This is a genomic window from Pseudomonas sp. AGC41 (assembly GCF_057334555.1).
This window is the reverse complement of record NZ_JBHFJB010000028.1, coordinates 122631-142975: the sequence shown is the minus strand read 5'-3', so window position 1 is coordinate 142975 and position 20345 is coordinate 122631. Positions and strand designations below refer to the sequence as shown.

The window sequence follows — 20345 nt, the reverse complement described above, 5'->3', positions numbered from 1 at the left end:
GAAGGGGGCTCAGTCATCCGTGACATTGGTTGGCGTTTACACAGGCGCAACGCCCGCCTGGAAAACCAAAGCCAGTTCCGTGCCAAGCATGTGCAAATGGTATGTGCCGGGCTGAATATCCATCGGCGCCAGTAGCGCACCGGAGAGCACCACCTGCCCGGCCTCTACGCGATGACCATCGGCCAGCAAGCGCCGCACCAGCCAGCACAGGTTGAACAGGGGGCTGTCTTCTCGGTCCTGGGTATCGCCGCTGCCCAGATACACACCTTCATGCTCCAAGTGATACGCCACGCACGCATGCCGTACAGGATAGAACGGCACAGGCGACCCTACACAGTACAGTGCCGCGGCGGCGTTATCGGCCAGGAACGCGCCAAGCCCGAAACGCCAGCCTTGCCAGCGGCAGTCGGCGATTTCGAATGCTGGCGCCACCTCGGCGATGGCCGCCAGAATCTCCTCATCCCCGTAGTCGCCCGGTACCAGCGTGCGCCCGAAGACGAACGCCAGCTCGACCTCAAGCTTGGGCTGAATCAACCGCTCAAATGACACCGTACTGCCCGGCTCGACCTCCATGACCGCCGTGAGGCCGCCATACACCGGTTCATCGAGACCAAAGCGTGCTTGCGCCGCGCGGCCTGCAAAGGCGACCTTCCAGCCGCTCAGCCGCTCGCCGCCGGCTCGGCGCCGTGCCAGCCCCTGAAGCTGCAGACCGTAGCCTTCCAGCCGATCCAGCGCCTCGGGCGGCAAGGGTGCAATGGGCTGGGCGGTGCGCCAGGCCTCGTACAGTTGGCCGAGCAGTGCGTTGGCGCCACTCATGAAAGTTGCTCCGCCAGCTTGCGCAGTACGCCATCAAGCCGCTCCGGAGTGGTAATCGCCGCGACAAATCGGTCCGGACGCACCACCACGATGCAGTCACGCACCTTGGAGAACCATTCGCCCAGGCGGTTATCCACGTCCTCCACACTCACGGCGTCGCTGGCCGTCAACGGTTGGTTACGCCCCACGCCGCTGCGCGACCGGTTGACCTGGATGAAACAGGTGCCCCAACGTGCCCAATAATCGGCCATCGGTTCACTGAGGTGTTCGCGCGGGTTCACGCGATAACCCAGCACGGCATAGCCATTACCGAGGACTTCGTCCAGGCGCCGGCGCTGGCCCTGGGCGTCTTCGATATTTGGCTGGATGAACAGTTGCCCGACCAGATCATCCTCACGCAATTCGGCCCGCTCGTGATAGACCAGCCCTTTGGTGATGGTCGCCTTGGGTTTGAACTTAAACTCCAGCAAGTGCGAACGCAGGTTGTCGACGCTGTTGACTGCCTGGAACAGCCAGTCGCGCACGCCCGCCATCAGCGGGTTGGTCAAGCCAAGGACGGCGCCCATATTGTCGGCCAGGGCCACCAGTTCAGTGGCGTGGCCACGGCGTTCCTGGTCATAACTGGCCAGGATCGATGGCGCCGCACGCCCCTGGATGATCGCCGCGAGCTTCCAGGCCACGTTGGCCACATCGCGCAGGCCGGAATTAAGGCCTTGCCCGGCCCAGGGCGGAGAAATATGCGCCGCATCGCCTACCAGCGCCACGCGCCCTTCGACAAAGCGCGCCGCGACGCGCGAGTGGTGGGTATAGGCACGAATGCGAATGACATTGAGGTCGTTGACGGCGTCGCCGATATGCCCGTGGATCAGCTTGCGAATCGTTGCCTCTTCGCACATTTTCGCTTCGTCCTCGCCCTCCATCAGCATGAATTCCCAGCGCCGTTGCTGGTACGGCAAATATATGCACACGAAGGGCCGCTGCGGGTCGGCATGCAAGGCGGTATAGGGTGCATCCAGCGTGTCGTTGGCCGTATCGACCACCACCCATTTGCGTGGATGGGTCAGTCCCAGCAGTTCGATACCGAGTTTTTTACGCACCGTGGAGCGACCGCCGTCGGCACCGATCACATAGTCGGCCTGGAGTTGGTAGACCTCGCCGTCGGCACCGCGCACCTGCAGGGTCACGCCCTGATCGTCCTGCGCAAGCTCGAGCAGTTCGTGGCCCTGGCGCAACTCGACGCTGGCGTGCTGCCCGAGATGCTCGCGCAAGGTGCCTTCGAGCAGTTGCTGCATGAAAATATTGCGCATCGGCCAGCCGTAGTGCGCCGCACTTGGCTTGACCTCGGCGAAACACACGCCGCGCGCGTTGTAGTAGCGCAGCGGCACATCGCAAATCATGTCGCGTACCGCCCGTTCGGCGATACCGATGCCCTGCAACACCCGCAATGCCTCATCGTCCATGCCCACGGCACGGGGATAAGGCAGGATGCCGTCGGCCAGTTCAAGGACGATGCAGTCGATACCGTACATTCCCATATAGTGCGCGGCCGTAATGCCGTTTGGGCCACCGCCCACGATGACAACCTGGGTCTTCTCCTGCTTCATCGCTATTCACCGCTTTCTTGTTGTGGTTTTGATCCAACACTGCTTGATGCTGCGCCTTTATCAGTGCAGCCCGTCAATACCTTTTACATCCTCGGCCTTCAGGCCGCCCAACCGCGCATGCAAACGGCCGCGGGTGGCGAACGCCCAAATCACCACCACCTCATCAGCCGAAGGGCCGTCACCGAACGTCAGGGAGAAGCTGTCGTAATGCGAACGCACGTACAGCGCGTCTTTGTGGGCCAGCGGTACGTCGATGGTCGAACCCGGCCCGCCGCGCTTGCCGGTCGAGGGCACCCACGACTTGCCACCGCCCAGGGCGACGCGGATCGGATCGGCGGCCGGGTTGGTGAGGAACGCGTTGCCGTGCTCGTATTCACCCGCGCTGCCCACCAGGATGGCCTTGCCATAGCTGACAATTTCATGTGCGCCGGCCAACGCATTGATGCGCCGGCCGAACTCTTCGCCCAGCAACGGCGACGGGTCGATCAATTGCGAAAGGTCCTCACTGTAGCGCCCGGCATAAGGGTTAGCGATGACGGCAGCCACGGCGTATTTGAACAGCGGCTCGCCATCGGCCAGCTGGCCACTTTCGTTGGCCAGGGTTTCTTCGACGAAGCTGTACCATTTGCGGATGTGATAGCTGGCAAAATTCGCGGTTTTCATCAGGTGAACCTCGGTTCAAATCGGGTCAAGGGGATCAAGCGTGATGTTGCGACTCGGTGCACGGGCGGCCTTGAAGCGGGCCTTGCCGCACGCATCGTCATGCTCGGTCTCGAGAAAGAATTCCATGCGATTGCAATCGGGGTCGTTGAAATACAGGCCGTTGCCGATTTCATGATCGGTAATTTTCACCACCTCCACCCCCTTCTTCAGCAACATGCCGTAGAGCTGGCGCAAGGTGGTCATGTCACCTTCGATTTCCAATCCGTAGTGCTGCAGGCCCAGGCCGCCCTGGTGGGCGCCCGGTTCTGCACGAATCAAGGCGATGTCGTGATGCTTGGTGCCAAATGCCATCATGACCCAACTTTCGCCCCGGGCACTTTCGTGCATGCCCAGGATGTCGGCATACCAGCGCGCCGACACATCAGGATCACTCACAAATAGCGATAAGTGAGTCCGAAGGATTTTGACTTTCATCACCGATTACCTCAGTTCTTCTTGACGATGGATTGATGCCCGGCCTTGATCTGCGCCACGGCAGGCGTCCAGAGCACATCCGCGATCTCGCTGAATTCGCGCCAGTGCTTCTGCCAGCCGTTCCCGCCATTGTCGGAGGTGAACAAGTGCCCATACTTGGTGCCCGCCACGATCTGGCGCGGGTTGGCCGGGTTGAAGGCAATGGCCCACACGCAGGAGTTGGGCTGCTGCGGCAGCGGCAATACCTCCCAACTGAGGGCGGCATTACGGGAAACCAGGATTTTGCTGGTGGTGCCGGGAGTGCCGTCGGAAATGCTCAGGTACAACGTGTCCTCGGTGCCCAGCGGCGCGTTCATGGCGCGTATGTAGTACAAGCCGAACGCCTCCCGGCCAACGATGCCGGTCCAGGTCAAGCCTTCATCCAGGCTGCGGTAGACCGCGTTGACGCACACCACCACGATGATTTTTTCGCCATGGTTGGGCAGCACCAGGATGTTGTGGATGTCCGAATTGAAGTCCCACAGCAGGCGGTCATCAACCCGAGTCCAGCTGTCGCCACCGTCGCGGGAATGGAACAGCCCACCCTCCTCTAGGCCGAACCACACCTGATTGCGGTCAGTGGGGTCGTAGGCGAAGGCCAGCAAACGTGGGCGACTGACGCCGTCACAGAATTCAGGAATCTCCACCGGCGCGCGATCCCAGTTGAGGCCGCCGTCCAGGGTGCGCCACAGCACAGCGCGCGAAGGCGCACCGGTACCGACAAAGATTCGCTGGGCATCCTGCGGGTCCACAGCGACCTTCCACACCGTCTCGCCGTTGAACGGCGAATCGACGCGCTGCCAGTGCCCACCGGTGTCGTGGCTGACACACAAGCCCACGTCGGTGCCGGCATAGATTCGCTCGGGCGTGTCGGGATGCACGCTCAAGGACCGAGTGATTGCATCGAATTCAAGGTCTTGCCCCAGGCCCAGGCGATGCCATGTCTTGCCATCGTCGGCACTGCGAATCACCGCCTGCCCGACGGTGGCGACTAAAAGGGTTCCGTTACTCATCTCTGATACTCCTCAGATATAGATGCCACGGGTCAAACCACCGTCGATACCGATTGACTCACCGGTTACCGCGCCGGCCTTCGGCGACGCCAGGAAGCCGATCAGCCAGCCCATTTCAATCGGCGCCAGGGTGCGGCGGATCGGCGTCGCGTCGATGTACGCCTGTTCAACCTGTTCCGCGGTCTTGCCCTGCTTGACCGCTTCGCGGTCGTACAGCTCCTGGATATGCGGGGTATCCACCACGCCGGGGTGAATCAGGTTGACCGTGATGCCCGACGGGCCGAGCTGGTCGGACAGGGTTTTGGTCATGTGGGCAATCGCCAGGTTTCGCATGCCCGAGAGCACTTTGCTGCTGCGCCCGGTGAGCCCGCCGATGTTGATGATGCGACCGAAGCCGGCAGCCTTCATGTGCGGGGTCACGGCCTTGGCGCAACGGAAGTAGCCGATCACCTTGGTATTGAGGTCCGACAGCAATTCATCGTCGCCGGCGTGTTCAATGTCATTGCGCACCACACCAGACGGCGCGGCTGCACCGTTGACGAGGATGTCGATACGGCCGAAATGCTTGTACGCAGCATCGACCATCTCGGACACGGCCTTCATGTCGTTGGTGTCACAGAACAGCGGCAGCACTTCATTACCGGTCTGTGCCGTGATCTCTTCGGCAGCCAGTTGCAGGAACGCCATGCGCCGCGCGCAGATCACCACCTTGCAGCCTTCCTCGGACAGAAACCGTGCGACTTCCTTGCCGATGCCCATGCCGCCACCGGTGACGATTGCCACGCGGCCTTTCAATTCCAGATCCATTGCCATTTCCTCTTGTGATTGTTCGATTCAGGCGAGATCGACGAAGACGCTTTTGGTTTCGGTGTAGGCGTCGATCACGTTCTTGCCCATTTCCCGGCCCCAGCCGGATTGCTTGTAACCGCCGAACGGCGAGGCCGGATCGACCACGTTCCAACAGTTGATCCACACCGAGCCGGCCTTGAGCTGCGCGCCCACGCGGTGCGCCGAACGCAGGTCGCGGGTCCACAGGCCGGCGGCAAGGCCGTAGGGCGAGTCATTGGCACGCAGCACCAGGTCGTCGATTTCGCTCCAGCTCATCACGGTCAGCACCGGGCCGAAGATTTCTTCGCGGGCCACGCAGGCCCGCTCGGCACGGTCCAGGAACACGCTGGGTTCAATGAAGTGACCGCGCTCCAGGTGCTCTGGACGACCGCCGCCGCAAATCAGTTCGGCGCCCTCTTCCTGGCCCCGCTGCAGGTAGCCCTTGACCGTGTTCAACTGCCGGCCGGACACCAGCGGGCCCATGCTGTTGGCCGGGTCCAGGCCATTGCCGAGCACATAGGCGGCGGCATGGCACTGCAGTTCTTCAAGCACCTGGTCAAGCACACTGTCGTGCACATACAGGCGCGAGCCGGCCGTACACACCTGGCCCTGGTTGTAGAAAATCCCGTCGGCGGCGCCCTTGGCGGCGCGCACGATGTCGGCGTCGGGCAGGATGATGTTCGGTGACTTGCCGCCCAGTTCCAGCGAGACCTTTTTCATGTTGCCGGTGGCGGCCTGGGCGATCAGCCGCCCGACCTGGGTCGAGCCGGTAAAGGCGATCTTGTCCACGTCCGGGTGCTGTGCCAGCGGTGCGCCGGTGTCGGCCCCCAGGCCCGTGATCAGGTTGACTACGCCGGCGGGGAAACCGGCAGCCTCGATCAGTTGCACCAGGCGAATCGCCACCAACGGCGTCTGCTCGGCGGGCTTGAGTACCGCCACGCAACCGGTGGCCAGCGCCGGGCCGAGCTTCCACACGCACATGGTCAACGGGAAGTTCCACGGCACGATCAGCGCGCAGACACCGACCGGTTCACGCAATGTGTAGTTGAGCATCGGCGCACCGCTGGCCGGCGAGACGGGCAACGTGCTGCCTTCGATCTTGCTGGGCCAGCCGGCGAAGTAGCGAATGATGTTGGCCGCGCTGGCCGCTTCACCGCGGGCATTGGCGATCGGCTTGCCGTTCTCCAGGGTGATCAGTTGCGCCAGCTCCTCGCGGTGCTGGTCCAACAGGTCGGCGAGCCGAAACAGCAACAAGCCGCGCTGCGCCGGCGACTGCAAGGCCCAGGCGCCGGTAAACGCTGCACGGGCGGCCGCAACGGCCGCATTCACATCGCGCTCATCGCCCTGGGCGACTTCGGTCAGGGTCTGTTCAGTGGCCGGGTTTTCCACGGCAAAGCGGCGACCGCTGACGGCGTCCTGCCAGGTACCGCCGATGAACAGGCGACCGGGTTGGTCCAGGAACGCCTGGACGGCAGGTAATAATGGGAGCTGGTTCATGGTCGACTCCTTCAAAGCGCCATTTCGATCAGGCAAGGCCCGGCATCGGCAGCGGCATTGGCCAGCGCCCGTTGCAGTTCGGCATTGGTGTGTACGGTGCAGGACGGCACGCCATAGCCTTTGGCCAGGGCCTTCCAGTCGATGCGCGGACTGTCGAGCACGGTCAGCTTGAGCGACTGCGGGTCGAGCTCGGTCATGCCGAAACGGCGCAGTTCGTTCTGCAGGATTGCGTAGCGGTGGTTGGCGGCAATCAGGATCACCACCGGCAACTGCTCGCGGGCGATGCTCCACAGGGTCTGGATGGTGTACTGGGCGCTGCCGTCCGATTGCAGGCAGAACACCCGGTTGCCACGCTCAGCCAAGGCCGCGCCAAACCCCACCGGAATCCCCTGGCCGATCGCGCCACCGGTGTTGGTCAATACACGGTGCCGCGCGGCACGGGCAGAGGCGGTGAAAAACGGATAGCCGCAGGTGCCGCCCTCGACCGAGACAATGCAGTCGTCCGGCAGCGCGGCGGCCAATACTTGCCCCACCGACTGCGGGCTCAACGCGGCCTCGCCCGGCGGCAGCTGGATGTCCTGCGGCGTCGGTACATATGCCGGCGCATCCAGCGCATCGGCCAGCGCGGTCAGCGCCCCGGCAACATCGTCGCCCACTTCGGCCAGCGACAGCAGACGTTCACGCTCAGCCAGCCGCGACGGAATGCCTTCGTAGCCGAAATAACTGATGGGCTCCACGACACCGGCGCACACCACCTTGTCGTACTGCTCGAGAATCTCGATGGCCACTTCCGGGAAGTACGGCAGGCGATCCAGGTCGGGCAAGCCACCACCACGGTAGCTCAGGCGCGGGAAGGTTTCGGCAAACATACGCACGCCGGGCAGTTGCGCCAGGCGCCCCGCCGCTTCCAGGCCGGCCACCGACAAGCCCTGGTCACCGACGATGAACACCAGGCGCTGGCCGTCGCGCAGCGCCTGGGCCACGGCTTCGATGCGGTCACCGGCAAAGCGCCGCATCGGCGCACGCAGCGGGCTGAACTGGCCGTTGTGGGTCACGGTATTGGATTGCAGGTCCATGGGCAGGATCAAGCTGGCGATCTGGCCCTTGGCTTGCCAGGCGGCGCGCATGGCTTCCTGCAAGTCCTCGCCCACACCCGACGCGGTGCGCGAGGTCCGTACCCAACTGGAAACAGTGGCGGCCAGGGCCTGGATGTCGCTGGCCAAAGGCGGGTCGTAATTGACGTGCCAGGACGCGTGGTCGCCAATCACATTGACGATGGACGTGTTGGCGCGCCGTGCGTTGTGCAGGTTGGCGATGCCGTTGGCAAAGCCCGGACCCAGGTGCGTCAGGGTCATTGCCGGTTTGCCGGCGATGCGGCCGTAACCGTCCGCCGCACCGGTACATACCCCTTCGAACAACGACAACACCGGCTTGAGGGCGGGCGCACTGGCCATCGCGGCCACCAGTGGAATCTCGGTGGTTCCCGGGTTGGCGAAGCAGTACTCGATACCGCTTGCCGCTGCCGCATTCACTATCAGTTGCGCACCATTCATTGTCAGCCCTCTCACTTGAGCGTTTTCTCTTATGAGATTTATCACACAAAGAAACAAACCATACAAGTATTTTTCACTATTAATCTCTTATTTTGAGATTTATGCGCAATTTAAACCGAGATAAGTTAATGTGATGACCTGTAGGAGCGAGCTTGCTCGCGAAGAACTCACAGGCACCGCGTTCCTTCAGGAGGCACGCGTTATCGTTGACGTTTTCGCGAGCAAGCTCGCTCCTACAGTGGATCCGGGGCGTTTTCGCCTATAGTGCTTACCCGCGTGCCATCCCTTCTCTAGGAACGAAATGAGCAGCCTGAGTAAATTGCTGAATGTCCTGGACCTGTTCGGTCCAGCCACGTTGAAGATCGACCCGGACGCCATTGCCGAGCGCATGGGCCTGTCACGTGCCACCGCGTACCGCTACGTCAAGGAGTTATGCGAAGCCGGGCTGCTGACGCGCGTGGACGCCGGCAACTATGGCCTGGGGCCCCGCGTGATCGAGCTGGACTGGATGATGCGCCAGTACGACCCCATCCTCCTCGCCGGGCGCGAACTGATGCATGAGTTGTCGGCGCAGACCGGCCTGGCGGTGTTCGCCAGCGTTTTCTATGAAGGACGCATCATCAACACCTACATCGCCGAACCCACCGACACTTACCACTTCTCCTTCGGGCGCGGGCACCCGCTGCCGTTTTTTCGTGGCGCGCAATCCAAGGTATTGATCTCCTTTCAGAAAGGTCGTCGCCTGCAACGCCTGTTCGAAGAACACATGGCCGGCGATCCGGACAGTGCCTACGACTGGGCAAGCTTTTCCAAGGCCACAAAGAATATTCGCAAGGACGGCTATTGCATGACCCACGATGAACTGAACCTGGGCCTGACCGGCATCGCGGCGCCGATCATCCAGCCGGATATCGACGAGGTGGTAGGCAGCCTGTCCGCTGTCGGCAGCACCCAGAGCTTCAAGCTGCTGCGCCAGGAAACCGTGATCGAGATGGTGATGGACACCACGCGACGGATTGCCGAGAACATGCGCAATCAACCCGGCGCCGCCGCGTCCTGAAGTCAAGACGCGACAGCCAGGGTGGATCAGAACGGTACGGCGACGGTCACTTGGCTGTACAGGTTGGTGCCGTTGCCGACCGCCTGGTTGCCGCCCGTGGTGGAATCCTGTTTCGGTTTGTAGAGACCAATCAGCGGCGTGATGATCAGGTGCGGGTTGACCGCCCACTCGGCGTACACGTCAAGCTCCCGCGCATCGAGGTTCAGTGCATTGCTTTTGCGCACAGTCTCGAAGTCGAAGTACAACGCGCCCAGGGTCAGGTTTTCCAGCGGCGTGGCCTTGAGGCCCACATGCTGGACACGCGTGTTGCTGTTGAACGGGCCGGCGTAGTTGGACGCCACTTCACCCTGAAACCAGGTGCCGTAACCGGTGCTGAGCCCGGTAAACAGCGGGTCCCATTTTTGCGAGTATCGGGTGTAGCGATAGGTCAGCTTCGGCGCCCAGATGACGTCGGCAAAGGTGTAGCTGGCTTCGCCGTACCAGGCTTTTTCAGGCCCCGCGTCCTTATCCTGCCAGGCGTATTCGAAGGCGAAACTGGCATTTTTGACGCCCGCGTTGCCTTCGCCGCGCAGGCTGTAGGTGTTCATGCCGTCGCGCTGTTTCTGCAAGTCATTGGCCCATTGATCGGTGACGCCCATGCCGTGCACCCAGGTCAAACCCAGCGTACCGGCGGCGGCCGTGTAGTCGAGGGTGCCTGCCGCCAGTTCGGTTTCGGCCTGGGCGCGGTTATCCGACTTGAGCCACAGCACCGAACCATGCAGGCCGTCCTGCCCGCCCAGCCGTAGGACGGCCGTACGATCAAAGGCATGCCGCGCCCCGAGGTAGAAGCCGCCTCCGCGGTTCAATGTACCGTTGGCCGGGCCCTTGCCCAGGTTGGGGCCGTCGTCGTTGATCAGGAATCCACGGCCAACTTTGACCACCTGGCGTCCACCGGAAATATCCACACCGTCCTCGCCCAATGCCGGGAACAGATCGCCGGAGCGCCACCCCAGGTAAGCGTCTTCGATTTTGGTGGTGCGCTCGGTGCCCAGGGTGTTGCCGGCCGGGTCGCCGTCGCCCCAAGTGGCGGAGCTGAGCAGGGCGAATGCACCATAGGCGGTGCCGTTGCCCGCCAGGGACTGGTCGCCGCTCAAGCCGTATTTGATAAGGCCTTCGCGCCAGGTTGAGCCACCCGAGGTACCGTCATAGTTCTTGCGGCTGTTGAACATACCGAATACGGCGATCATGTCTGCGTTGAGATGGCGGCTGTCATCGCTGTACAGCTCATAGGCCAGGGCCTGGCTGATGGCGCAGAGCGTCAAGCTACATGCCAACGTGCCGCCGAGAAATAAAGTGGATGGGTAGCGCATGATCAAAGCTCCTTGAAGCGCGTCTTTAAAGACTGTCTCGATAATGGCAACAGGGGCGCAGCGACGCTGCGCCCCTGTTGGCCGAGCACTACTCGCCCGCACGCTTATTGACGAACAGCAATTGCTGGCCGGTAAATTCCAACAGTCCTTCGAGGCCGAACTCGACACCGAAGCCAGACATCTTGCTGCCGCCGAATGGCGTATTCGGCTGGATCCGGGCGTGACAGTTGACCCAGGCCACGCCACTTTCCAGGCGGCTGGCCAACGCTTGCGCCTGTTGGACATCCGGCCCCCATACCGAGCCGCCCAGACCCATGTCACCGGCGTTGGCACGGCGCAGCACGTCCTCGACGTCGCTGTAAGCGATCAGCGGCAACACCGGACCGAACTGTTCCTCGTCCACCAGGCGCTGACCATCGGTCACATCCGCGATCAATGTCGGTGGGTAAAAGAACCCCGGACGGTCCAGACGCGCGCCGCCACACAGGACCCGCGCACCCTGATCCCGTGCATCGGCGACCAGGGCTTCAACCAACTGCAGTTGTTCCAGATTCTGCACCGGCCCGAAGTTGACGCCGGGCTCCAGGCCATCACCCACCACCTGGCGCTGAGCGATCAGCGTGAGCGCGTCGGCGAAGGCCTCGTATTGGGATTCGTGAATGTACAAACGCTTGAGGGCTGCGCACGTCTGGCCCATGTTGAGGAAGGCTGCCTGGAAAATTTCCTCGGCGACCTCTTCCAACGATGTGCCGGGCAATACAATCGCAGCATCGTTGCCGCCCAGTTCAAGGGTCAGGCGCTTGAGATTGGTGGCAGCGCCGCGCATCACGCTCTGGCCGGTGGCGGTGGAACCGGTGAAGACAATCTTCTGAATGCCGGGGTGCGAAGTGATCGCACTGCCGAAACCCTGCTCGCCGGTCACGCAGTTGATCACACCGTTGGGCACATGCCGCGCAATGATTTCCACCAGACGCAAGGTACTCAGCGGCGTCAGGCTCGACGGCTTGCTGACCACGCAGTTGCCGGCCCGCAGCGCCGGCATGATGTGCCACACGGCAATCATGAACGGCCAGTTCCATGGCGTGATGGACGCCACCACACCCAGGGGTTTGCGGTGCAGCTCAATGCGCTGGGTCGGGGTTTCTTCCACCAGCCCCACTTCAATCTGCTGCCCGGCGGCATAGCGTGTCCAGGCGGCGGCGCCCATGACTTCGGAAAACGCCAGTTCCAGCGGTTTCCCTTGTTCCTGCACGATCAACCGGGCCAACTCATCGGCGCCCTGCTCGATACTCTCGGCAATCGCCAACAGCCGCTCGCAGCGCTGAGCATGGGAAACGTGACGCCATGCCTTGAAGGCCACTTGAGCGGCGGCCACCGCGTCGTCCAATTGAGCCAGCGAGCCGGCCGAGCATTGGGCGAATGCGGCACCGGTGGCCGGATTGATTACATCAAACTGCCCGTTTGCACCGGCAACCTGAATCCCATTGATAAGCATCTTGTAGTGGTGCATGTGTCATCTTCCTTTAACGCTGGCGAGGCTTGCCGGACAACGGCAAGCGAACAGTGTGCAGTGGGGCGGTATCGCACGATGCCTTAGAGTTTGTGGCTGCCCAGCGCCAGGAAGCGCTGCGGCGAGACCTTGCGCAGTCGCGCGGCGAGAAAAATGCCGCCCAGCAGCGCCGCTGGAATGACCGTGCACAGGGCGTAGGATAAAAGCTGGCTGGCGCCGGTGAGCACATCGAAATGCACCACCGCCAGTATCAGCACCATCAGCAAGGCCAGGCTGGAGAAAATCGGCAGGATACGCCCGCGCCAGAGGCCGACATTGAGTTCCGGGTGCCGGTGGAAATACACACACACCGAGATCGAAGTCATCGCCATGAGCAAAATCACGCACAAGGTGGCGAGGTTGGAGAACCAGGCGAACAGTTGCAGGATCGGATCGGCATCCATCGCGGCGAAGATCAGTACCACCACGGCGGCGATCAGACTTTGCAGCGCCGAGCCCATATGCGGGCTTTGGTGCACACGGTGGGTGGTGCCCAACAAACTGTGCAGCAGACCGTCGCGCCCGATAGCGTAGAAATAGCGCGCCGCGGCGTTATGGAACGCCAGCAGCCCGGCGTAGATGCTGACCATGAACAGCACCCGGATAATCTGCGTCAGGTACGGGCCGACAAAGTGGTCCGACATGCCGTAGATAAAGGTGGTTGGGTCCTGCAGGGCTTGCAGCATCGGCACGATTTTATCCGTACCTACGCCCACCACCATCGACCAGACCGACAGCGCGTAGAAGCCGCCGATCAGCAGCACCGAGCTGTAGGTGGCAATCGGAATGGTGCGGTGCGGATTTTTCGCTTCTTCGCCGTAAATCGTCGTGGCCTCGAAGCCGATAAAGGCCGCGAAGCAGAACAGCAGGCCGATCGACGGGGTACCGCTGAACACATGCTGGCTGGTGAACGAGTCGAGGTTGACACCGCTGTCGCCGCCAGTCTTGAGAATCGCGATATCCAGGGTCAGGATCGCCAGGTATTCGGCAATCACGACCACCGACAACAAACGGGCGGACAGATCGATCTTGCGATAGCCCAGGATCGCGATGCTGACCATCGCCATCAGCGAGTAGGACCACCAGGGCAACACCACGCCGTATACGCTTTCCATGGTGCCGCTGACCACGCCGCCGAACATGCCATAGAGGCCGACCTGCAGGATGTTGTAGGCAAACATCGCCAGCACGCCCGCCGCCCCTCCGGCCAGGCCGCCCAAGCCGCGCGAGGTAAAGGCGTAAAAACCACCTGCGTTGGTGACATGCCTGGCCATGGTGGTGTAACCGACCGAAAACGCCATCAGCACCGCCAGGGCCAGCAATAACAACGCCGGGGTGCCGGCACCGTTGCCCAGCATGATGCCAATCGGGAAGCCTCCGGCGATGACACTGAGCGGGCTCGCTGCCGAAATCACGAAGAAGATGATAAAGCCGACACCCAAGGCGCCACGCTTGAGCTCCGTAGAGCTGTTGACCGGGATAGATAGACTCATGTTATTAACCTTATTGTATGAGGCAGTCGCTGTGGTGTGGGACCGAGCGAGGCGCTATCGGTACCAGATAGCGCTTTTGTTTTTGGGATTGCACGCTGTATTCGATGCTATGCCCGCCCACGAACACCCCGCTATCCCAAATCGGTAACATCGCCGGCGTCACCCCCGACCGGCAATGCCCCGACCGTCAGGACCGATTTGGGATAACGGCGCCCCTCTGCATTCAGGCATGCTAGGTCCAGCCCTCTTTTACGGACGCCAGCCATGCCCTTTACCGACTCCAACCGTCGCTGGCTGATACTTGCCATCATTTCCAGCGCGCTGCTGCTTATCGTCATTGACATGACGGTGCTGTATACCGCGCTGCCCACACTCACGCGGGAGCTCAGCGCCACGGCATCGCAAAAGCTCTGGATCATCAATATCTACGCGTTGATCGCCGCCGGACTGCTGTTGGGCATGGGTACCCTCGGCGACCGTCTCGGGCACAAACGGCTGTTTATCGGCGGCCTGAGCGTTTTCGGCCTGTTCTCGCTGATCGCTGCGTTCTCGCCATCGGCCGGCGTGTTGATCGTCGCCCGTGGTTTCCTGGCGGTCGGCGCAGCTATGATGATGCCCGCCACATTGGCCCTGGTAAGGTTGACGTTTACCGACCGACGCGAACAGGCGATGGCGTTCGGCATATGGGCATCAGTGGCCTCAGGGGGCGCCGCATTCGGACCGGTCGTAGGTGGATTGTTGCTGGAGCATTTCTGGTGGGGTTCGGTATTCCTGATCAATGTGCCAATTGTGCTGTTGGCCTTGCTGCTAGGAGCGATAACCATTCCCAATCATCCGGGAAATAGCCAGACACGCTGGGACTGGCTGGGTTCGCTGCAGGTCATGATCGGTTTGATCAGCATAGCTTATGCGGTCAAGGAGCTGGGTAAACGGCAATCCTCCTTCGAAGCCATGCTGATAGCACTAATCCTGGGCACGCTATTTCTGGCGCTTTTCATTCGACGTCAGCGGCGTGCCGATCAGCCGATGCTGGATCTGTCACTGTTCTCCACGTCTGGCTTCAGAAATGCGGTGATTTCGGCAGTGGTATCAGCCGCCGCCTTGATCGGCATGGAACTGGTATTCAGCCAACGCCTGCAACTGGTGCTGGGCCTGTCGCCGCTGGAGGCGGCGCTGTTCATCCTGCCGCTGCCGCTGGGTTCGTTCGTCGCCGGGCCGCTTGCCGGGCATTATCTGCCGCGCCTGGGAGAGCAGCGCATGCTGTTCTGGACGCTGCTGCTCTCGGCTGCCGCGATGCTCACCTACTTGCTGGCGCACAACGCCGCAGCGCCAGTGCAAATCGTCAGCCTCGCGCTGCTGGGCCTTACGATGGGCGCCGCACTGACCGCAGCGTCCAGCACGATCATGCTCAGCGTGCCCGCCGACAAGGCCGGCATGGCCGCCTCCCTTGAGGAAGTCTCCTTTGAATTGGGCGGCGCCGCAGGCGTGACACTGGCGGGCAGCCTGTTATCGACCATCTACGCCTACTCGGCGAGCCAGATGATTCCTCCATGGCTGGCCCTGAACCCCATGATCTTCGAGAGCCTCGACGATGCGCTGGTGGTTGCCGCGACGTCTTCGCCCGAACACGCCACGATGCTGACCGACTTAGCCCGTACGGCGTTCGACGCAGGTTTCGTCGCCGTGCTGGCGACATGTGCGGCATTGCTGTTGATGGCAGCGCTGCTGGTCAGGCCACGCAAACGGGTGTCATGAATCAGTGACATCAGCCGATGCAGTGACACATCCAATAAAAAGTCGGTGGTTCCACACCAACCGATGATCGATCAACACGCTGTTCACCTGTGAGATAGCCCAATGCTCGACGCCCTTTCCATCCGTTTGAAATTCGTCCTTTTGTCCTTTTTGTGCCTGCTCGGCGTGATCGGCCTGATCGTCGGCATGAATCTCTACCAGGGTAACCAGAACAATCAGTTGATCAGCACCTCGAGCAGCAAGATGCTGACTGACAGCGGCGAAACCCTGCTGCTGGCCAGGGCCGCGGAGCAGGCGACGAACCTGCAAAGCGTCTTCGGCAACAGCCTGCAGATCATCAGCGCTTTTTCCGACCAGGCAGGCAACCTACGCACCATGGCCGCCCAGCGGGGGTTGGCGGCCGCTACATTGCGTGAAGAGCTGAACCTCGCACTCAAGACGACGTTCGAACGCAACCCGCAGGTTCTGGGGCTTTGGCTGGTGTACGAACCTGATGCGCTGGATGGAAAAGACCGTGAGTTCGCCAACGACGCCGCACGCGCCTCCAACGAAACCGGGCGGTTTGCCAGCGCCTGGAATCGCGGCGCAGGCGAAGCGATGAATATTCTGATCCCTGAAGGCGACTTGCAGAAAACCGAACTGAGCATCAGCGGCACGCCTTACAACAGTTGGTACACCTGCCCGCGAGACACGCGACGCACCTGCCTCATGGCCCCCTATGCCGACACCCAGGCCGGACAGGTTCAACTGATGACCACGCTGTCGATGCCCCTGATCGCCGATGGCAAGGTCATCGGCACCCTCGGGGTCGACCTCGCGCTCGGCGCTCTGCAAGCTGCCGCGAGCGATGCTCAACGTACGCTGTTCAATGGTTCAGGGCGCATGCTGATTGTTTCCGACAGTGGTGTACTCGCCGCCTACAGCGCGGACGCGAGCCAGATCGGCAAAGACATCAGCGTTCCTTTGGCAGAGGAAGGCAAGGCGGTGCTCACGGCATTGAAGCAACAAAAGCCGGTAGTGCTGGCACGTGATGAACTGATTCGCGCGGTCTACCCCGTTGCGCCCATGCCCGAAGCGGCAGCCTGGGGAGTAGCCATCGACTTGCCAAAAAACGTCCTGCTGGGGGACTCAATGAAGCTTCAGGCCTTGCTTGACCAGACGCAAACCCGCGACACACTGGAGTCACTGCTGGTCGCCGGCGGCGCAGGGCTGTTGGGCTTGCTGCTCATCTGGTTCACCGCCTCCGGTGTGACACGCCCCATCAATAGTGTCGCTCGGATGCTCAAGGCGATTGCCAGCGGCGACGGCGACCTGACCCAACGATTGGATTACGGCAAGAAAGATGAGCTGGGCGAACTGGTGAACGGGTTCAACCGGTTTCTCGACAAACTGCAACCCACCATCGCGCAACTCAAGCAGAGCATCACCGCTGCGCGCGGCACCGCCGACCAGTCTTCGGAAATCGCGCGCCAGACCAGCGAAGGGATGCAGGTGCAATTTCGCGAGATCGATCAATTGGCAACCGCTTCCAACGAAATGAGCGCCACAGCCCACGAAGTCGCCAACAGCGCCTCAAACGCAGCCTTGGCGGCCCGGGGCGCAGACCAGGCATCCAGGGAAGGCATCACCATCATCGAGCGAAGCACCCGTGACATCAACGCGCTGGCCAGTGAAGTCAGCAAGGCCGTGACGGAAGTCGAAGCGCTGGCGGTCAACAGCGAACAGATCGGCTCGGTGCTGGAAGTGATCCGCAGCATCGCCGAACAGACCAACCTGCTCGCCCTCAATGCAGCGATCGAGGCCGCGCGGGCCGGGGAAAGCGGCCGAGGGTTCGCGGTGGTTGCCGACGAAGTCCGCAACCTTGCCAAGCGAACCCAGGACTCTGTAGAGGAAATCCGCCTGGTGATCGAGCGTATCCAGACCAGCACGCGTGGCGTAGTGGCAACCATGCACTCAAGCCAGACCCAGGCCCAGAGCAATGCCAGCCAGATCCATCAGGCCGTGGAGGCGCTCGGTAAGATCAGCGACGCAGTCACGGTGATCAATGACATGAACCTGCAGATTGCAAGTGCGGCGGAAGAGCAGAGCGCAGTGGCCGAGGAGGTCAATCGCAACGTCTCGACCATCCGCGGCGTGACAGAGACACTGACTGAACAGGCCGCCGAGTCGGCGCAGATCAGCAGTCAGCTCAACGAACGGGCCAACCAGCAAATGAAGCTGATGGACCAGTTCCGCGCATAGACCGTGGCGGGCATCGACCGCACTGCGGGGTCAGGCATACGCTCGGCTGCGCCGCCGCACTGGTGCTCAGGCGCGCGCGCAAATGGGGATGGCGGCGCGGGGGGTATGGGACGGTAACTCTGCAAACAGCGCCTGGTACTCCTCGGCAAAATGGCTGAGGTGGTAGAAGCCCCATTGGGCGGCGGCATCACCGATCGAGAGGTGGGACGCGAGGGTACACATCAGGGTGCGGCGCACACCGTTGAGCCGGACCGAGCGCAAGTAGTTCAGCGGCGTGGTCTCGGCCACCGAACGGAAACTGTTTTGCACGGTGCGCCGACTCACCTGCAGGCGTTGGCACAACTCGTTAACGCTGGGCACGTTGATCATTTCGGCAGTCGTCAGTCGGTGGCATTTCTCGACAATGAAGCTGCGCGTGGAACTCGGGCTGCGTTGCTGCTTGTCGCAAGCCGGGTCGGTGAGCAATTGCAACAACTCACCGAGCAAGGCCCGTTCCAGCCCCTGCTCGCGCGCGCTGTCGAGTTCGTCATCGACCTCAGCCAGGGAAAGCATCGCGAGCAACCGAAGCCGAGCCTGGGTGAAGCGCTGGGCGGACACGCGGATCACTGGCTGGCGCAGCAACCGACTGATCTCACTGGCCGACGCCGTTTGCGCCAGCGCCTGTTCGAACCATTCGCGCTCGAAGGTGATGGACAGCAGCTCCATGCCCATCGGCATATGGAACATGAACTCCTCGCCCCCTTGCAGAAAGAACAGGCTGCTGTCATCCACTTCGCGCCCCTGCATGCGCGTCGAACCCGGCACGCTGATCGGCACGGCGAAGCACATCTTGCCGCGCGGCGCCACACCGCGCTGCACCACCCGCTGATTGATCTGCTCGCGGAAAACGTGGCAACGCGCAGTGGTCAGCTGCATCAGCGTACTCTCGGCCAGGCCCGCGCTTAACTGGCTGTAATCCTGGTTCCACTCCTGGACGGTGGCCGCATGGACATGGATATCGCGAAAATGGCTTATGTGGTGGTTTCTCATGATGTGCGAAAAGCCTCTGCCAATTTTTGTTTTTAGCTCGCATTCCTTTGCGATATTCGCACAAAGATCAAACCCCGCGAAATTTCTTCTCAAAATCTTCTTTGTCGACAACTGCGCACGGGCCGGTTCATCTATTTGCCGATTCGGGCTAACGGTCAAGGACACTCCATGAGAATGATCCACACACTGAAACCGCTACCCCAGAGAGTGCGTCATGATTGAGTCCACACTAGAATCCCTGCACTTCGCAGATGCCCCGCGCATTATTTCCAGCACCCTGCCCGGCCCCCTGACCCGCGAGGCCCTGGCGTTGTCGGCGAGTACCGAATCGATGGCGCGTGGCGGCGGCCGCATGCCTATCGCCATGGACCGCGCGTTCGGCGCGACCTTCAAGGATCCCGACGGCAACACCTACATCGACCTGTCCGCGGGCGTGGGCGTGAGCAGCGTCGGCCGCTGCCACCCACAGGTGGTGCAAGCCATCCGTGAACAGTCCGAAGTGCTGATGCACGCCCTGGAAATCAACAGCACCCGCCGCACCGAACTGGCCGCCAAGATGTCCGAGATCGCGCCCGACGGCCTGCGCGGCGACTGCATCACGTTCTTCACGCAAAGCGGCAGCGATGCGCTGGAAGCTGCGATCAAGTTCGCCAAACGCATTACCGGACGCCACCAGATCCTCGCTTTCCACGGCGGCTACCACGGCGTGTGGAACGCCTCTGGCGCCCTGACTACCGGCACAGCCTACCGCCAGGGCTACGGGCCGATGATGGGCGGCGTGATTCACGCCCCCTACCCATACGCCTACCGCTTTCCTTTCGATACCACGCAAAAAAGTGCCGAGCAAATTGCCGGCGATTATGTGGACTATCTGCTGAACAGTCCTTACACCGCCGCCGATGACGTGGCTGCCGTGATTGTGGAACCGGTGCAGGGCGAAGGCGGCTACGTGCCGCCCTCCCCCGAGTTCCTTCAACTGTTGCGCAAGGCCTGCGACCGCGCCGGCGCGCTGCTGATCGTTGACGAAGTACAGTCCGGTGCGGGCCGCACCGGCAAGATGTGGGCGGTCGAACACTCCGAGGTCAAACCCGACATGCTCACCTTCGGCAAGGGCATTGGCAGCGACCTGCCGATGGCCGGGCTGATCATGCGTTCGGACCTCGCCGCCCAGATTCCCGACGGCTCGATGCCCAATACCTTCGCCGCCAACTCGTTGTCTGCGGCCGTGGCGTTGACCAATATCAGTATCTTGCAGGACCCGGAACTCGGCCTGCTTGATCGCGCCCACACCCTGGGCCTGGAAGCGCAGGAACGCATCCGAGGGTTCAACAGCCCGTTTGTCGGCGAAGTCCGCGGCCGCGGTTTGATGATCGGTATCGAAC

The 20345-nt window shown here is 61.9% G+C and carries 16 protein-coding genes and 1 pseudogene; 5 read left to right on the top strand and 12 right to left on the bottom strand.

Going from position 1 to position 20345, the window contains the following annotated elements; genetic code table 11:
- Positions 1-36: 36 nt before the first annotated feature.
- The 8 genes from ACE04F_RS05385 to ACE04F_RS05350 are packed head-to-tail and all read right to left on the bottom strand — an operon-like array spanning position 37 to position 8487.
- On the bottom strand, positions 37-816 hold the full coding sequence (locus ACE04F_RS05385; protein ID WP_486105327.1) for a 2-keto-4-pentenoate hydratase: 780 nt from the start codon (positions 814-816) through the stop codon (positions 37-39).
- On the bottom strand, positions 813-2420 hold the full coding sequence (locus ACE04F_RS05380) for a bifunctional 3-(3-hydroxy-phenyl)propionate/3-hydroxycinnamic acid hydroxylase (protein WP_486105326.1): 1608 nt from the start codon (positions 2418-2420) through the stop codon (positions 813-815). Before ACE04F_RS05380 ends, ACE04F_RS05385 begins: the two co-directional genes overlap by 4 nt.
- Before the next feature lie 60 nt (positions 2421-2480).
- A complete protein-coding gene (locus tag ACE04F_RS05375) occupies positions 2481-3083 on the bottom strand; it encodes an amino acid synthesis family protein (protein WP_186690898.1) in 603 nt (200 codons plus the stop codon).
- Positions 3084-3098: 15 nt separating this feature from the next.
- Positions 3099-3557 carry a VOC family protein gene (locus tag ACE04F_RS05370; RefSeq protein WP_076954034.1) on the bottom strand — a complete coding sequence of 153 codons (459 nt, stop codon included), beginning with the start codon at positions 3555-3557 and terminating at the stop codon, positions 3099-3101.
- 11 nt (positions 3558-3568) lie between these two features.
- Positions 3569-4609 (bottom strand): VPS10 domain-containing protein, encoded by a 1041-nt coding sequence (locus ACE04F_RS05365; protein ID WP_486105325.1) that lies wholly within the window; start codon positions 4607-4609, stop codon positions 3569-3571.
- A gap of 12 nt (positions 4610-4621) precedes the next feature.
- Positions 4622-5416: an SDR family NAD(P)-dependent oxidoreductase gene (locus ACE04F_RS05360; protein WP_065885621.1), complete on the bottom strand. Its 795-nt coding sequence runs from the start codon at positions 5414-5416 to the stop codon at positions 4622-4624.
- A 27-nt stretch (positions 5417-5443) separates the two neighbouring features.
- Positions 5444-6934 (bottom strand): aldehyde dehydrogenase family protein, encoded by a 1491-nt coding sequence (locus ACE04F_RS05355; protein WP_486105324.1) that lies wholly within the window; start codon positions 6932-6934, stop codon positions 5444-5446.
- 11 nt (positions 6935-6945) lie between these two features.
- Complete coding sequence (locus ACE04F_RS05350; RefSeq protein WP_486105323.1) at positions 6946-8487, bottom strand: acetolactate synthase large subunit; 1542 nt, start codon at positions 8485-8487, stop codon at positions 6946-6948.
- A 301-nt stretch (positions 8488-8788) separates the two neighbouring features.
- Between ACE04F_RS05350 and ACE04F_RS05345 the strand changes: the two genes are divergently transcribed.
- On the top strand, positions 8789-9547 hold the full coding sequence (locus ACE04F_RS05345; RefSeq protein ID WP_486105322.1) for an IclR family transcriptional regulator: 759 nt from the start codon (positions 8789-8791) through the stop codon (positions 9545-9547).
- Positions 9548-9573: 26 nt separating this feature from the next.
- On the opposite strand, the gene ACE04F_RS05340 is transcribed toward ACE04F_RS05345, so the two are convergent.
- The 3 genes from ACE04F_RS05340 to ACE04F_RS05330 form a co-directional block, all read right to left on the bottom strand.
- Positions 9574-10896: an alginate export family protein gene (locus ACE04F_RS05340; protein ID WP_486105321.1), complete on the bottom strand. Its 1323-nt coding sequence runs from the start codon at positions 10894-10896 to the stop codon at positions 9574-9576.
- A gap of 88 nt (positions 10897-10984) precedes the next feature.
- Positions 10985-12406, bottom strand: coding sequence for an aldehyde dehydrogenase family protein (locus tag ACE04F_RS05335; protein ID WP_486105320.1), 1422 nt, complete (start codon positions 12404-12406; stop codon positions 10985-10987).
- 83 nt (positions 12407-12489) lie between these two features.
- Complete coding sequence (locus ACE04F_RS05330; RefSeq protein WP_486105319.1) at positions 12490-13938, bottom strand: APC family permease; 1449 nt, start codon at positions 13936-13938, stop codon at positions 12490-12492.
- Between the two features lie 264 nt (positions 13939-14202).
- Here ACE04F_RS05330 and ACE04F_RS05325 point away from each other — a divergent pair, with 264 nt between their 5' ends.
- The 3 genes and pseudogenes from ACE04F_RS05325 (at position 14203) to ACE04F_RS05315 (ending at position 17934) form a co-directional block, all read left to right on the top strand.
- The gene (locus ACE04F_RS05325) at positions 14203-15693 is read left to right on the top strand and encodes an MFS transporter (protein ID WP_486105318.1); all 1491 of its coding nucleotides are present in this window, start codon (positions 14203-14205) and stop codon (positions 15691-15693) included.
- 102 nt (positions 15694-15795) lie between these two features.
- Positions 15796-17076 (top strand): annotated as a pseudogene (locus ACE04F_RS05320) (methyl-accepting chemotaxis protein); the annotation flags it as partial.
- Positions 17077-17178: 102 nt separating this feature from the next.
- Positions 17179-17934, top strand: a complete 756-nt coding sequence (locus ACE04F_RS05315; RefSeq protein ID WP_434698011.1) for a methyl-accepting chemotaxis protein — start codon at positions 17179-17181, stop codon at positions 17932-17934.
- Positions 17935-18000: 66 nt separating this feature from the next.
- On the opposite strand, the gene ACE04F_RS05310 is transcribed toward ACE04F_RS05315, so the two are convergent.
- On the bottom strand, positions 18001-18963 hold the full coding sequence (locus ACE04F_RS05310; RefSeq protein ID WP_434694887.1) for a helix-turn-helix domain-containing protein: 963 nt from the start codon (positions 18961-18963) through the stop codon (positions 18001-18003).
- A gap of 214 nt (positions 18964-19177) precedes the next feature.
- Between ACE04F_RS05310 and ACE04F_RS05305 the strand changes: the two genes are divergently transcribed.
- Positions 19178-20345, top strand: a 1168-nt coding sequence (locus ACE04F_RS05305) for an aspartate aminotransferase family protein (RefSeq protein ID WP_486105317.1), incomplete at its 3' end; no start/stop codon positions are given.